The organism is Embleya sp. NPDC127516 (genome assembly GCF_044765325.1).
GTDB lineage: Bacteria > Actinomycetota > Actinomycetes > Streptomycetales > Streptomycetaceae > Embleya.
Genome location: NZ_JBIWJT010000034.1, coordinates 54,907 through 68,558, shown reverse-complemented (window position 1 = coordinate 68,558; position 13,652 = coordinate 54,907). Strand labels below are relative to the sequence as shown.

12 protein-coding genes and 1 pseudogene are annotated in these 13,652 nt (G+C 71.1%); 5 read left to right on the top strand and 8 right to left on the bottom strand.

Going from position 1 to position 13,652, the window contains the following annotated elements; all coding sequences use genetic code 11:
* Nucleotides 1-49: 49 nt before the first annotated feature.
* From ACIRL2_RS42010 to ACIRL2_RS41995, 4 genes are all read right to left on the bottom strand, one after another.
* A complete protein-coding gene (locus tag ACIRL2_RS42010) occupies nucleotides 50-931 on the bottom strand; it encodes a helix-turn-helix domain-containing protein (RefSeq protein WP_402239620.1) in 882 nt (293 codons plus the stop codon).
* A 187-nt stretch (nucleotides 932-1,118) separates the two neighbouring features.
* On the bottom strand, nucleotides 1,119-1,934 hold the full coding sequence (locus tag ACIRL2_RS42005; RefSeq protein WP_402239619.1) for an SDR family NAD(P)-dependent oxidoreductase: 816 nt from the start codon (nucleotides 1,932-1,934) through the stop codon (nucleotides 1,119-1,121).
* 96 nt (nucleotides 1,935-2,030) lie between these two features.
* The gene (locus ACIRL2_RS42000; protein WP_402239617.1) at nucleotides 2,031-2,894 is read right to left on the bottom strand and encodes a helix-turn-helix transcriptional regulator; all 864 of its coding nucleotides are present in this window, start codon (nucleotides 2,892-2,894) and stop codon (nucleotides 2,031-2,033) included.
* A gap of 168 nt (nucleotides 2,895-3,062) precedes the next feature.
* Nucleotides 3,063-3,503, bottom strand: coding sequence for a hypothetical protein (locus tag ACIRL2_RS41995; RefSeq protein ID WP_402239616.1), 441 nt, complete (start codon nucleotides 3,501-3,503; stop codon nucleotides 3,063-3,065).
* Between the two features lie 340 nt (nucleotides 3,504-3,843).
* Here ACIRL2_RS41995 and ACIRL2_RS41990 point away from each other — a divergent pair, with 340 nt between their 5' ends.
* Both ACIRL2_RS41990 and ACIRL2_RS41985 read left to right on the top strand, forming a co-directional pair.
* On the top strand, nucleotides 3,844-5,217 hold the full coding sequence (locus tag ACIRL2_RS41990) for a serine/threonine-protein kinase (protein WP_402239614.1): 1,374 nt from the start codon (nucleotides 3,844-3,846) through the stop codon (nucleotides 5,215-5,217).
* Between the two features lie 122 nt (nucleotides 5,218-5,339).
* Nucleotides 5,340-5,463, top strand: a pseudogene (locus tag ACIRL2_RS41985) (GNAT family N-acetyltransferase); the annotation flags it as partial.
* A 141-nt stretch (nucleotides 5,464-5,604) separates the two neighbouring features.
* On the opposite strand, the gene ACIRL2_RS41980 reads toward ACIRL2_RS41985, so the two are convergent.
* Nucleotides 5,605-6,492, bottom strand: coding sequence for an NAD(P)-dependent oxidoreductase (locus ACIRL2_RS41980; protein ID WP_402239611.1), 888 nt, complete (start codon nucleotides 6,490-6,492; stop codon nucleotides 5,605-5,607).
* Nucleotides 6,493-6,601: 109 nt separating this feature from the next.
* Between ACIRL2_RS41980 and ACIRL2_RS41975 the strand changes: the two genes are divergently transcribed.
* Entirely contained in the window at nucleotides 6,602-6,952 is a 351-nt protein-coding gene (locus ACIRL2_RS41975; protein ID WP_402239609.1) for a winged helix-turn-helix transcriptional regulator, read from the top strand.
* 245 nt (nucleotides 6,953-7,197) lie between these two features.
* On the opposite strand, the gene ACIRL2_RS41970 is transcribed toward ACIRL2_RS41975, so the two are convergent.
* On the bottom strand, nucleotides 7,198-8,229 hold the full coding sequence (locus ACIRL2_RS41970) for a helix-turn-helix domain-containing protein (protein WP_402239607.1): 1,032 nt from the start codon (nucleotides 8,227-8,229) through the stop codon (nucleotides 7,198-7,200).
* A gap of 339 nt (nucleotides 8,230-8,568) precedes the next feature.
* The gene (locus ACIRL2_RS41965; RefSeq protein ID WP_402239604.1) at nucleotides 8,569-8,976 is read right to left on the bottom strand and encodes a YciI family protein; all 408 of its coding nucleotides are present in this window, start codon (nucleotides 8,974-8,976) and stop codon (nucleotides 8,569-8,571) included.
* A 589-nt stretch (nucleotides 8,977-9,565) separates the two neighbouring features.
* Between ACIRL2_RS41965 and ACIRL2_RS41960 the strand changes: the two genes are divergently transcribed.
* The gene (locus ACIRL2_RS41960) at nucleotides 9,566-10,186 is read left to right on the top strand and encodes an ankyrin repeat domain-containing protein (RefSeq protein WP_395860943.1); all 621 of its coding nucleotides are present in this window, start codon (nucleotides 9,566-9,568) and stop codon (nucleotides 10,184-10,186) included.
* A gap of 445 nt (nucleotides 10,187-10,631) precedes the next feature.
* Here the strand turns inward: ACIRL2_RS41960 and ACIRL2_RS41955 are convergent, their stop codons facing one another.
* Nucleotides 10,632-11,870, bottom strand: a complete 1,239-nt coding sequence (locus tag ACIRL2_RS41955) for an ROK family protein (RefSeq protein ID WP_395860025.1) — start codon at nucleotides 11,868-11,870, stop codon at nucleotides 10,632-10,634.
* A gap of 378 nt (nucleotides 11,871-12,248) precedes the next feature.
* On the opposite strand from ACIRL2_RS41955, the gene ACIRL2_RS41950 reads away from it, so the two are divergent.
* Complete coding sequence (locus ACIRL2_RS41950; protein WP_402239602.1) at nucleotides 12,249-13,574, top strand: ABC transporter substrate-binding protein; 1,326 nt, start codon at nucleotides 12,249-12,251, stop codon at nucleotides 13,572-13,574.
* Nucleotides 13,575-13,652 lie beyond the last annotated feature (78 nt).

The following is a 13,652-nucleotide window of genomic DNA, read 5'->3' as shown; positions in this document are numbered from 1 at the left end:
ATACACCCTTGCCGACGACCCATCACATCCCCCATCCACCAGTGCCCGATCACCGATCGGTATTGCGGTACACCGAGGGCCGGACGCCGACCCGACTCAGGAAAGCCGCGGACAGCGCTCCGGGACTCGCGAAACCGCAACGCTCGGCGATCTGTCCGATGGTGAGGGTGCCGTCGGCCGGCAACTGCCGCGCTCGCTCGATCCGCAGCCGGGTGAGGAACCGATGCGGTGTCTCGCCGGTCGCCTCCCGGAAGACGCGGATGAAGTGGTAGACGCTCAGGTGTGCTTCGGCGGCGATGTCGGCCGGCGTCAGCGGCTCGGCCATCCGGTCGCGCATGACGGCGACGCCCACCCGGACCGCCGCGTGTTCGGGGCCCGGCAGGCGTTCCTGCCAGCCCCGGGTCAGCAGGTGCGCAGCCAGGAACGCGGCGGCCGATTCCGCATACAGATCGTTCGCACCGCCGGCGGCGGGCAGCGCGCGCAAGAGATGTTCGACAACCGGATCGCCCGCACCCGCCGCAGCCGCCGGCGCTTCGAAGTCCGGGTCCGCACCGCCCAGGTGGGCGGCGGCTCGATCGACGGTCGCAGACGGGATGTGCACCTGGATGGTGCGCATGGCGGACGTCGTCCGGTAGGTGCGTACGCTCGACCGACCGGGAACCACGAGTTCCAGATTGCCGGGAAGCAGGCGACTGCGGATCGCTCTCCCGTCGGACTGTGTCCGCATGACCGCGTCGCCGGCCACACAGAGCACCAGATGCAGGTCGCAGACACCGGGCAGCCGAAGCTGATCGACCTCGGGCGCATGGTCGAAGCACTGCACGAGCAGCGAACGCCAGCCCGCCTCACTCCAACTGCAATAAGTGCGCCGCACGGCGGATACGTCGGAGTCTGCGTACGGTGCCAGATCGAAGTCAGGCGAATCGAACACGAGACAACCCTGGCCTCGCACCTTCGCCGACCACGGCCCGAGCGCAGGGATGGAGGCGGGGAACGAGGCGCCCGGCCAATCGATCCCGCGGGATGCCGCGCGAAGGGCCGGCACGGCAACCCTGCGGGGACGCTGCGGGCAAGGTCGGATTCGCGGCCCCGCCCTGGTTGCGAAATTCCCTCGGCGGTCAGAGGAGTTGGGCGGGGGTGGCGGCGGTGAGGCCGCCGTCGACGACGATGTCCTGGCCGTTGATGTAGGACGCTTCGTCGGAGAGCAGGAAGGCCACCGCCGCGGCGATGTCGTCCGAGGTGCCCACGCGGCCTGCGGCGACCACCGCGCCGACGCCGGCCCGCGCCTCGTCGGAGGCCTCGGCGCGGTACGCCGGGGTGTCGGTGTAGCCGGGGCTCACCGAATTGACCCGGATGCGGCGCGGCGCCAGTTCGGCGGCCAGGGTCGGGGCCAGGCTGTGCGCCGCGGCTTTGGTGGCCGTGTAGAGCGCGGTGTTGGGGACCCCGTGGTGCACGGCGAAGGACGCGTTGATCAGGATCGCGCCCCCGTCGGCAAGCAGCGGAAGCGCCTTCTGCACGGTGAAGAACGCCGCCTTGAAGTTGCCGTCGACGACGCGCGTGAACTCGGCTTCGGTAACCTCGCCGACGGGCTGGAAGGCCCCGATCCCCGCGTTGGCGAACACCGCGTCGAGGCGGCCGTGGCGTTCCCGGATCGCGGCGAACAAGGCGTCCAGGTCGCACGGGTCGGTCGCGTCGCCGGAGATGCCGAGGACGCGGTCGCCGCGGTCCGCAGGGGCGTCGGCAATTGCGGAAGCGGGGGTGGCGGCGACGGAGAGGTCGGCGACGGTGCTGTCGAGGCGGACCTTGTCGCGTCCGGTGACGATCACCCGGGCACCCTCGTCGAGGAGCCTGCGGGCGGCCTCCAGGCCCATGCCGCTGGTGCCGCCGGTGACGAGGACGATCTTGCCGCCGAAGCGGGTGCTGTTGTGCGTCATGGATCCAGCGTGCGGGGCCGGCTCGCGGCTATACAGTGCGCGTTTATCGTGGGTGTGGCACCACCAGGATGATCCGCGCGCTCCGCCCGAGGAAGGTCAGGCCGGGGTGGCGAGCCGCAGGTGGCGCAGGGTTGCGAGGCGGGCTTCGGTGTCCGTGCCGGGCCGCGGGTTGTACAGGACGACGTTCCAGTACGGATGGTCGGCGACGGTCAGCGTCGTCGCGTCGAAGTGCAGGTCCCCGGCCTCCGGGTGCCGCAGCGCGTTCACGGCCTGGGCGGGGGCGCCGACTTCGTGCCCGGCCCACAGCTCGGCGAACTCGGGGCTGGCGTCGCGAAGTCCGTCGACCACCCGTGCGAACGCGGAGTCGCCCGGCGCGTGGGCCGCGTCGGCGCGGTACGCGGCCACCACGGCGGGCGCTCCTGCCGCCCACAGGTCGGGGATCGCGCGGTAGCGGGGACTGGTGAAGTACGTGACGAGACAGTTACGGGCGGTGCCGTCGAAGTCGAAGACCGCGCGTGCCGGGTCGTTGAAGGCCAGGACGTTCCAGGAGCGGTCGCGCAGCACCGCGGGCCGCGGGGCCCACGCGTCCAGCAACTGCCGGATTTCGGCTGTCACCTCGGCCGCGGGCTCGCCGCCGGCGGGCGGCGGGTTGAGGCCGGCGAGCAGATAGAGGTGAACGCGCTCCGGATCGCTCAGCCGCAGCGCACCGGCGATCGCGTCGAGCACCTCGGTCGAGACGGAGATGTCACGGCCCTGTTCGAGCCACGTGTACCAGGACACCCCTACCCCGGCCAGCACCGCCACCTCCTCGCGGCGCAGCCCCGGGGTACGACGTCGGCCCGCGGGGGGCAATCCGACGTCGCCCGGTGTGAGCCGCGCCCGGCGATCCCGCAGAAAGTCCCGGAGCGCTTCGCGGCGTTGTTCCGAGGAGCCGCCGGAAGTCGACGAAGTGCTGGTCATCCCCCCACTCTGCCACTTCCCGGGTGCTCGGACCCCGGCCGGGCCCGCCCGGCGCAGGCGGCTGAGGACGGTCCGGTGGAGGGCCGCGTCGGCTCGGCGGTCGCCGGCCCCGTTGAGCCTGCGGCGCCGGGTCTTTGCGGAGGACGCCTCGATCGGGCCGGCCCGAACCTACCCGGCGGTAGCCTCTCGGTCGGTGTGGTCCGCGGGGCCGGCCGGATCGGATCGGAGGCGAGCGAGCATCGCGTCGACCGCCTTGCGTCCGGCCATCCGGAACGAGCCCTTGTGCGAGTCGACCATGTGCAGCCTGACCTCGGTGATCGTGAGCGCCCCCACCAGGCGCTCGTCCGGGTACCGCAGCGCCCACTCCTCCTCGATCCCGGCGACGAACGCGGTCAGATACGCAACCGGCAGCGCGTCGCCGACGATGCGTACCTCGGGATCCAACTCGACCCACAGCGAGTCGTCTCCCCAGCCGGTGGTCGGCGCGAAGTCGAAGGTCACGAAGGCGAAGTCGGACGGACAGGAGGTCTGCCGCACATACCCGACCCGGACGCCGCGCAGGGTGCGCGCAGAAGGACACTGCGGAGGGACGGGCACGACATCGGTCATGCCGACATGTTAGGAACACACGTACGAGTGACGTCACAACGGTGCACCGGCCCCACCTGTGCGCCCACGCCCCGCGCCCCAGCCCGGGCTGATGGCACGTCACCATCGGGCCGAGTCGCACGACCGTCCTCACCGACACCGGCGAGCCACGGTCGCGGCAAAAGCACCCAAAGCCACACATGGCGGCGGACGATGTCGGATGCCGCATGCACGTGCCGTAGCAGCATGGATGCCCCGTGCGTGCGCATGGAGTTGTGGGCATGCGGGTCGCGCATCGGTATGGGGGGACGAAGAGTGGGTAGGGACCCGGGCGTTGTCGGGACCTATCCGGGGAGATTGCATGACGGCATTGCCGCGCCGAATACGGCGTCCCCCTCCGCGTAGCGGCGGCATCCTCGACGGTCGCTATCGCCTGGGGCAATTGCTGGGCGCGGGCGGTACCGCCGACGTCTTCCGGGCGGTCGATCTGCGACTGCGGCGGGAGGTCGCGGTCAAGGTCTTCCGACCCGGCGTGTGTGCGATGACAGCGGAACGGTTCTGCCAGGAGGCGGTGTTGCTGGGCAGGTTGTCGCATCCTGCCCTCGTCACGGTGCACGATGTCGGCTGGCACGAGAGTTGCACGTATGTGGTGATGCGCCTGATCAAGGGTGGCACCCTGCGGGAACACATCCTGGACGGCCCCCTGACCGGCGCCCGGGTTGCCAGGCTCGGCGCACGACTGGCCTCGGCATTGGAATACGTGCACGCGGCCGGCATCGTGCATCGGGACGTGAAGCCGTCCAACGTCCTGATCGGCCCCGGCGACGCCCCGTATCTGGCTGACTTCGGAATCTCGCGCCTCGTCGACGAACCCACCCGCTCCACGCCCGGCACGATCGTCGGCACCATCCCTTACCTCGCGCCCGAGCAGATCCTCGGACAGGGCTCCGGGCCCGCGTGCGACATCCACGCCCTCGGCCTGGTCCTGCTGGAGGCGCTGAAGGGCGAACGCGAATACCCGGGCACCTCCCTCGAGGCCGCCGTGGCTCGCTCGCTGCGCTCGCCGCACATCCCTTCCTACGTGCCTGGCGAACTCGCGTCCGCGATCGGGGCGATGACGCGAGCCGATCCCGCCGCCAGGCCCGGCGCCGCCGAGTGCGTCCGCCTGCTCGACGCCGCCGCGTCATCGTCCGGACCCACGTCCGGCGCGCCGCGCACACCGGTCGTCGCGAACGGCCACGCTGCCCTCACCGAGGTCCTTCCGTCGACGTCGGCCTCGGCCTCGGCCTCGGTCTCGGTCTCACCGTCGGCCGCATCAGGTACGGGGACGGCGCAGCGGAGACGACGTCACCTGACGACCGCGGGTCTGGTGGCCGGCATCATCCTGAGCGCGACCGTGGCGACCGTGGCGGTCCTGAACGACCACAGCGCCTCGGACGCGGACAACAGCCGTCCCGCGCCGACCACCGCGCCCCTCCCGCCTTCGACGCAGGCCCCCGCCCCACCCACCGTCCCCCCGACGACAACCTCCGTCCCGACGTCCTCGGCAGCACCCACGCTCGCGACCGCTCTCCCTCCGCCCCGTGGCACAACCCGCCCCGTCGACAATCAGGTCTCCTCACCCGCCGGCGACGAGTCCCCGACCCGAGGCTCGACCAAGAAGCCGAAAGGCGAAACCAAGCCAAAGGACAAAAGAAACAAATCCGGTACATCCCCCGATATTCCGGAGAAGTAGACCGGCAGCCACCCGCACCCGTTCCGGAGAACGACCGGAGACCCAGGTCCTTCACCGCCCTCACCGCCCTCACCGCCCTCACCGATCACGGCGAACACGGCGAACGGCTGGGAGAGTTCTAAACGTTCAACGACCGCGCGATGCGCCTCGCGGCGAAGCTGGGGTTCACCCGGGGTGGAGCGGTTCGAGGAGTACGGCGCCGAACAATGGTTCGGCGTGTACTCCTCGCTCACGCCATCCGATTGAGCCCCTCCTCCACACGCAAGTACACAAGCCGGCCCACGTGGTCGTCGAACTCGCCGAGGTGGCCGAGGGCCGGGAGGTCCTACGCCTTGCGATCGCACGCGCCGAACACCGTCAAGCCCACGGCGCTCCGTCGGACATGGCTCAGCGACGTCCCAGGATCTCCGCGACCCGGGTGAACCCGTCGCTGCCGTGGCCCAGTCCGATGGCGCGGCGGGCCATGCCCTCGGCCGCGCGCATCACGCCGGCGTCGATGCCGTGTGCTTCCGAGGCGTGCACGATGTGCGCCATGGACGCTGCCGCCGACGTGATCGGGTTGCCCTCGCCGGAGTAGGTACCGTCGTCCACCTCCTCGGCGGACTGCTCGATGATCGCGGGCAGGATCGCCCCGATGCCCTTGGCGAACGGCGCCAGTTCCCGCGCGCCGATGCCCTCCGCCTTCGCCAGTGCGAGGGCGTGCGCGTAGCCGGCCATCGCGGTCCAGAAGATGTCGAGTAGCGCGACGTCGTACGCCGCCGCCCGGCCGATGTCCTCGCCGAGGTGGGTGTGGGTGCCGCCCAGTGCGTCCAGTACCGGCCGGTGCTCGCGGTAGAGGTCCGCCGGTCCGCTGTAGATGAACACCCCCGCCGGCGTTCCGATGGTCGTGGTCGGCGTCATGATCGCCCCGTCCAGGTACCGGACGCCCCGCTCGGCCGCCCATGCGGCGGTATCGCGGGCCCTGTCCGGCGTGTCGGCGGTCAGGTTCGCCACCGTGTGCCCCTTCAGCGCGTCGGCCACTTCGGCGCGGCGCAGTACGGCATCCGCCGCGTCGTAGTCGACCACGCAGACCACGGTCAGCGCACTTGCCGCGACCGCCTCCTCGGGCGACCCGGCACCGATCGCGCCGCGCGCGACCAGGTCGTGTTCCCGGCCCGGCGTCCGGTTCCAGACCGTGGTCCGCAGCCCGGCGTCGACGAACGCGCCGGCCAGGCTTCGCCCCATCGGACCCAGACCGAGCACGGTGACGGCAGACTGTTCGGTGTGTGAGGACATGATTCGACTCCCGTGAAACAAGCGGAACAAATGGAATAGCGGGACAAACGGAGCGTGTGGAAATGTCGACGGACGACGATCGACCGACGACAGGGAATGGAGGGGCGAGATGACGCGCAGTCGGGCCCGGGACACGAACGTCTGCGGAGTGACGGCCGCGATCGCGGTGATCGACGGCAAGTGGAAGACCGCGCTGCTGTGGGCCATGGAGTTCGGCCCGCAGCGCCCCGGAGAACTGCGTCGGCGACTGCCGGGCCTGAGCGAGAAGGTGCTGACTCAGGCGCTGCGCGAGATGGAGGACGACGGGATCGTGCGCCGTGAGGTGTACGACGTGCTGCCGTTGAAGACCCTGTACTCGCTGACCGACTTCGGCCGCGACCTCGCCGACGCGCTCGCTCCCCTGTCCGACTGGGGGCACCGCCGCCTGGAGCGGCTCGCCGGCACCCAGCCGGTCTCGTGATCCATCCGTCACCCCACGTCTCGCCCGCTTCGGCGGCCTCTCGACCGCCCGCAACCAGCCTCTCCTCGCCGCCGCCCGCCGCCAAGTACCCACAAAAAAGTGGGTACCGGGCGGCTCGCGGACGCAGCGCCGACGTCCGTTCGCTCGTGGGATCGGCGACGCCGGCGAGGCGTCCCGGGCACCCTCCGGGAGGTGGCTGCGGGAAAGGCGATCCACTCCGTGGACGCGGCCGCGTGCGCCGGTGGTCAGCAGGGAGCGCGCGGGTCGTCTGCGTCCCGCGCCTGGGTGCGGACCTCTTGGGGTGTGGTGTCGTACAGGGCGCGGAAGGCCCGGCTGAGGTCGCCGGGACGGAGCCCCCAGCGCACGGCGGTCTCACCGATGGTGCGATGCCGTAGTGCCGGGTCGGCCAGGTCGGCGTGGCAGCGTTCCAGGCGGCGGCGCCGGATCGTCGAGGCCACGGACTCCGGTTCGTCGCGGAAGAGTTCGTGGAGGGCACGCACGGAGATGTGGTGATGGGCGGCGATCGCGGCGGGCCGCAGTGCGGGGTCGGCCAGATGGTGGTCGATGAACACGCGCACGCGAGCGAGCAGCGCCGCCTTTCGGGTGGCGGCGGGCAGGGTGCCATGGGCGTCGAGAACGGCCGCGAGCACGGTCGAGGCGAGGTCGACGCCGATGGCACCCAGGCGGGCCAGGTGTCCGGGAGAACTGCCGCGCGCGGCTCGGGGCAGTTGCGCGAGGTAGGAGGCGAGCAACGAAGCCGGTCCGGTGCGGGTGCAGACGGGTTCGCCGAGCAGCCGGTCGGCACGGCCGCCCGCGAGCGGGAGGGTGCCGCGCGGCAGGCGCATCAGCGTCAGCCGGGTCCGGCGGCCGGCGTCGGTGAAGTCGCAGTCGAGCGGGTGGGAGGTGGAGAACAGCGTCATACCGCCTGCCTCCAGACAGGCGGTACGACGGCTCTGCTCCAATCGGATCGGGGTACCGCGCACCAGCACCAGGTAGTAGCACTCGGGATCGTGGCGGCGGATCTGCACCGCGGAGCGGCGCGCCGTCATCGGCGAGAAGCCGAAGGCCGTCACCTGCGTGTGCGGCGCCTCCACCGCTTGCGCGGCGCCGGAAAACCGGGCCGAGTGCGCGCTGCGAATGGACACGGGCATGACCTGCCGGCCGACCATCTCCGCCCACCAACCGAACCGGTCCGGCGCCGGGACGCCGTCGCTGCTCACCACCGAAGACCCCGCCGTGCCGGGAACCTGCCACGAAGCTTCCTCATGGACGGTCATCCGGCGATCCTGCCGCACGGGACGAAGACCCGGGAGAACCTTTCAGGCCCATGAAACACCGCGCGTGGAGCAGGACCACCGCACACGCAACCCGCGCAATCCCGACACCATCCCTTCCATGCGCCATTCCATGCGAGCGGAGCGCCCGGTCGGCACCCGCCGGCGTAAACGTGCCGGTAGCACCGTCGCCCAATGGCCCCCGGACAACGCCCACTTCGCAGTCACCCCCGTGCCTCGTCGATGTGGTTCGGCGTCCCGGGCCGCCGCGAAGTCGGCTCCGGCGGACGGGGATCGCGAGCAACCGGGGCCCGCGCAGCGGTGCCCGGTCCAGGGCCGGGGTCACTCCGTGACGGTCGGGTGCGTGCCCAGGAACGGGCGCACTTCGAGCCATTCGTGGATCGGGCGCCCGCCCGCCCCGGGGGCGGCCGACAACTCCCCGGCCAGTTCGACGGCGCGCTCGTAGCTCTCGACGTCGATCACCATCCACCCGGCGATCAGGTCCTTGGTCTCGGCGAACGGACCGTCGGTGACCGGCGGGCGCCCCTCGCCGTCGTAGCGCACGAACGTCCCCTCCGGGGCGAGCGCCCGACTGTCCACGAACTCGCCGGTCTCCTCCAGCCAGGCCGCGAAGTCGTTCATGTACTTCACGTGCGCCGAGATCTCCTCCGGCGTCCACTTCTCCATCGGCACGTCGTTGACCGAGGCCGGAGCGCCGCGGTAGTGCTTGAGCAACAGGTACTTGGCCATCGTGATTCTCCTCGCCCGTGCGACCTGTTGTGGTCGCGTTCACACCGGGGACGGAGCCGGTCACGGGTTCTCGACATCGACGGCCGAGGTTTCTCGCCTCTCGCCGGGGACCGGACGGCTCGGCCGGCTGAAGGGGCGTACGAAGGGGAGCGGGCCGGGCATCATCCGATCGGCCGACCCGGGGGTCGACCGCTCGGGTGCGCGACGGCAGCCGCTCCGGGGATCCGGCTGCCGGCCCGCGCAGTGACGATGGAGGCAGTCGGCGCGACGGAAAGGACCGGCTGCCATGAAGCGAAACCCGAAGTCGGACAACAACGCGGTGAGCGAGCCGCACACCGCGTCGGGCGCTCCCCCGGTCGCCCGGTGGCGGTCCGGCGCGTCCGTCGTGGTGCTGGGAACCGTGGCCGCCGTGCTGGTGAGCGGCTGCGGGAGCGGCGACGGCGGCTCCGGTTCGAGTACGGCGCCGCCCGCGTCCGCGAGCGCCGCCCCGTCCGGCCCGGCCGTGTCATCGCCACCTGCCGCGCCGCCGAACGCCGCCGAGGCCCCCGGATCCGCGACCCCCGCAACACGCCTGCCACCCGGAGGGACCATGACCACGACACCGCCCCGCGGAACCCCGCGGGACGACCGGGCCCTGCTCGACGCATCGCGCAAGGGCGACACCGCCGGCGTACGTGCCGCGCTGGAGCGGGGCGCGAACGTCGAGGCGCGCGACGGCGACCGGCGTACGCCCCTGCTGCTCGCCGCGATCGAGGACCACGTCGAGGCCGCGCGCATCCTGGTCGCCGCGGGCGCCGATCCCGACGCGCGCGACTACCGCGACGACACGGCGTGGCTCGTGACCGGTGTGACCGGCAGCGTGGAGATGGCCCGTACGCTGCTGCCCGCCGACCCCGACCCGACGTTGCGAAACCGGTACGGCGGCACCGCGCTGATCCCCGCGAGCGAGCGAGGCCACGTCGAATATGTGCGCTTCGCGACCGCCGAAACCCGCATCGACGTCGACCACGTGAACAATCTCGGCTGGACCGCACTGCTGGAGGCGGTCATCCTCGGCGACGGCGGCCCCGACCACCAGGAGGTCGTCCGGCTCCTGCTCGCGGCCGGCGCCGACCCCCGCATCGCGGACAAGAGCGGGGTCACACCGCTGCGGCACGCCCAGGATCGCGGGTACCGCGCGATCGCCGACATCCTCCGGGCGACCCCCTGAAGGACCGCGGCGCAGTGCCGAACCCGCCGTGCGGGCGGCCTGTCGCCGGTTCCGACGGCCGGCACGCCGAGGGCTGCCACCAGCAGGCGTGCGGTGCCGAACCGGTGAGAGGTTCGGGCCACCAGAGGCGACGTCGCGGCGAACGTCAGCAGCGGGAGAGTGCTCAGCAACCCGCCCCAGCTCGACGCCAGGCCACTGCTGTGCTCGATCGCCGGCAGCAGCGTACCGACGCCGGTGAGACCGGTCCGCAGGTTCGCCGCCACGAGGCACATATGGGAACGCCCGGGCGGCCCTTGGCCACGCGGGCTTCAGGCCCGGACCGGGACCGTCGAAGCGGCCCGCCCGGCCCGGGTCACGAGCCGGCCGGTCGCGCGGGCGTGGCACACCCCCGCGACCGGCCCCCGGCCGTTAAGACCCCGGGCCCGGACTCGCCGGGCGCCGTCCGTCACTCGCGGGCGCCTCCCGAGCGCAGGAAACGTTCGATCGGGAGGGTGGCCGCGCCGAGGGCCACCGCGTCCGGGCCCAGGCGGGCGAGTTCGATGATGGTGCCCTCGAAGGGGCGGCGCAGGGAGTGTTCGGCGGCGTGGGACTGGATGGCCGGGAGCATGCGTGCGCCCACCACCAGGCCGGCCCAGCCGCCCAGGACGACGCGTTGCGGGTTGAGCAGGTTGATCAGGTTGCCGATGCCGACACCGAGGTAGAGCGCGGTGGTTTCCAGCACCTCGGCCGCCGCGGCTGAGATGTCGGCGGCGGCCACCAGTGCGGCGAGGCGGGTCTCCTCGTCGGCGCCGGTGAGCACGTCGTCGGACCGCAGTTCGCGGTAGCTGTCCAGGACGGCTTCGGCGCCGACGTACGCCTCCAGGCAGCCGAGGGCGCCGCAGCGGCAGCGGCGGCCGCGCACGTTGACGGTGAGGTGGCCCAACTCGCCCGCGCTGGTGGTGGATCCGCGGTAGGGCTTGCCGTTGGTGACGATGCTCGCGCCGATGCCCGAGCCGAGCAGGATCATCACCGCGTTCTCCGCGCCGCGCCCGGCGCCGAACCACATCTCGGCCTGGCCCATGGTCTTGGCGCCGTTGTCGATGACCAGGGGCAGGTCGGTGCCCTCGCGGAGCAGGCGCAGCAGGGGGACCGCGTCCCAGCCGGTGGTTTGTCCGTGCACGAGCAGTTCGGGTCCGTGTTCGACCAGGCCGGGGACGCCGATGCCCACGCCCATGATGGTCGCGGGGTCCACGCCGGCCTCGCCGATCACCTTGGTGATGCCGGTGAGGATGTGGCGCACCACTTCCTCGACGTCCGCGCCCTGGGCGGACAGGGCCATGTCGTCGCGGGCGATCTCCCGCATCGACAGGTCGAACAGCTCGACCCGGACCCGGGTTTCGCCGACGTCGACGCCGATCACCGAGGCGTAACCCGGTTCCACGCGCAGCAGTACCCGGGGGCGGCCGCCGGAGCTGTCGAGGGCCCCGGCCTCACCGACGATGCCCGAGTCGACGAGTTCGCCGACGACGTTGCTGACGGTCGCGGCGCTCAGGCCGGTGAGTCCGCTCAGCTCCTGTCGGCTGAGCGGTCCGTCGGAGTACAGCCGCAGCAGGACCTGGGCGCGGTTGCCGCGTCGCAGGTCCTGGACCGTACTGAGCTTGTTCGGCGCCATCGTCACTCCCATGCCGGTCAATGCTTCGTACATATTTCAACTCATGGAGCAAGTCAGTCAAGGCCGTTCCATCAATGAACACCGCTTAATTTACGTGTTGAACAAACTCTTGACGGTGTTGTGACCACCGAGTTAAATCACACCTCGAAAGAAGTCTTCGGTGACCACGGGCCGGCAGATCCGATCGATCGTGCCCCCGAAGCCACCATCTCGGCGCCGCACCGAACCGCTCACCGGGCCACGCCCGCCCACACCCCACGCAGCCCATGCCCCCGCGCGCGCCCGGTGCCCCCCGCCCCGCACCTCCTCGCACACCCGGCACCGCCCCCCGCACTCCGCTCTCGCACCTTCCATTGCCCCCGCGCCCGCCGCTTCCCCACCGCACCCATCCGTACCGAGGAGCTCATCATCGTGCGTGTACGAAGAGTCGCCACCGCCGTGGCGCTGATCCTGTCCGCCTCCACCCTCGCCGCGTGCGGTGGATCCGACGACTCGTCCTCCGGAGATTCCGACTCGGGCTCGAACGCGGGCCGGACCCTGACCTACTGGGCCAGCAACCAGGGCACCAGCATCGAGCACGACAAGCAGGTCCTGCGGCCCGAGTTGGACAAGTTCACCCAGCGCACCGGCATCAAGGTCGACCTCGAAGTCGTCCCGTGGGCGGATCTGCTCAACCGCATCCTCGCCGCGACCACCTCCGGCAAGGGGCCGGACGTGCTCAACATCGGCAACACGTGGTCCGCCTCGCTCCAGGCCACCGACGCGTTCGTGCCGATCGACGACAAGATCCTGGCGAAGGTCGGCGGCAAGGATCGTTTCCTCGGCCCCAGTTACGCCGCCACCGGAGCGGTCGGCAAGCCGCCCGTCGGGCTGCCGGTGTACAGCAACGCCTATGCGCTCTACTACAACAAGAAGCTGTTCGCGGACGCCGGCCTCAAGCCGCCGACCACGTGGGACGAGATGGCCGACGTGGGTGCCAAGCTCACCGGCAACGGCCGCTGGGGACTGGCGCTCGAAGGCGGCAGCGGCACCGAACTGGTGCACCACGCCTTCACGTTCGGCAAGCAGTACGGTGCCGACATCTTCGCGGGCGACAAGCCCAGGTTCGACTCGCCGGAGATGGTCAGGGGCGTACAGCGCCTGGTCGAGTTGATGAGCAAGGACAAGATCGTCAACCCGAGCAACGCCGAGTACGGCGCGGGCACGCAGTCGCTCGCCGACTTCGCCGGCGGCAAGTCCGCGATGCTCATGTGGCAGTCCGCGAGCGGCTCGCTGATCTCCAACGGCATGAAGGCCGAGGACATCGGCGTGGTGCCGATCCCGATGCCCGCGAGCCCGCCCCTGGGCGGGGAGAAGATGAACAGCATGGTCAGCGGGATCAACATGTCCATCTTCAAGGGCAGCAAGAACAAGGCTGCCGCGACCGAACTGCTCGCCTTCATGACGAGCGCCGAGACGCAGACGGTGCTGAACAAGGCCTACGGCTCGCTGCCCTCGGTCAAGGACGCCTACGGCGACCCGGCGTTCCAGACCGAGAACGTCAAGGTCTACCAGAAGGTCCTGGCCGAGACCGCCAGTCCGCTGCCGCAACTGCCGTCGGAGAGCCAGTTCGAGACCTTCGTCGGCAACGCCGTCAAGCAATTGGTCGCGGACGCCGCCTCCGGCAGGACGATCAACGAGGAAGCGGTCCGCTCCCGGCTCAAGGACGCCCAGCAGAAGATGCTCGCGGCCGGCTGACCCATCGTCACATCGGTTCGGGGGCGGGCCGGTTCCCCCGCCCCCGAACCAACCCGCCCGCCGGGCACCGGCGTGCAC

Coding starts and splice junctions, on each gene's coding strand:
- ACIRL2_RS42005 (WP_402239619.1), bottom strand. CDS start 1,934: ATGACGCACAACAGCACCCGCTTCGGCGGCAAGATCGTCCTCGTCACC.
- ACIRL2_RS41970 (WP_402239607.1), bottom strand. CDS start 8,229: ATGACCGTCCATGAGGAAGCTTCGTGGCAGGTTCCCGGCACGGCGGGG.
- ACIRL2_RS42000 (WP_402239617.1), bottom strand. CDS start 2,894: ATGACCAGCACTTCGTCGACTTCCGGCGGCTCCTCGGAACAACGCCGC.
- ACIRL2_RS41955 (WP_395860025.1), bottom strand. CDS start 11,870: ATGTACGAAGCATTGACCGGCATGGGAGTGACGATGGCGCCGAACAAG.
- ACIRL2_RS41975 (WP_402239609.1), top strand. CDS start 6,602: ATGACGCGCAGTCGGGCCCGGGACACGAACGTCTGCGGAGTGACGGCC.
- ACIRL2_RS41995 (WP_402239616.1), bottom strand. CDS start 3,503: ATGACCGATGTCGTGCCCGTCCCTCCGCAGTGTCCTTCTGCGCGCACC.
- ACIRL2_RS41990 (WP_402239614.1), top strand. CDS start 3,844: ATGACGGCATTGCCGCGCCGAATACGGCGTCCCCCTCCGCGTAGCGGC.
- ACIRL2_RS41980 (WP_402239611.1), bottom strand. CDS start 6,492: ATGTCCTCACACACCGAACAGTCTGCCGTCACCGTGCTCGGTCTGGGT.
- ACIRL2_RS41965 (WP_402239604.1), bottom strand. CDS start 8,976: ATGGCCAAGTACCTGTTGCTCAAGCACTACCGCGGCGCTCCGGCCTCG.
- ACIRL2_RS41960 (WP_395860943.1), top strand. CDS start 9,566: ATGACCACGACACCGCCCCGCGGAACCCCGCGGGACGACCGGGCCCTG.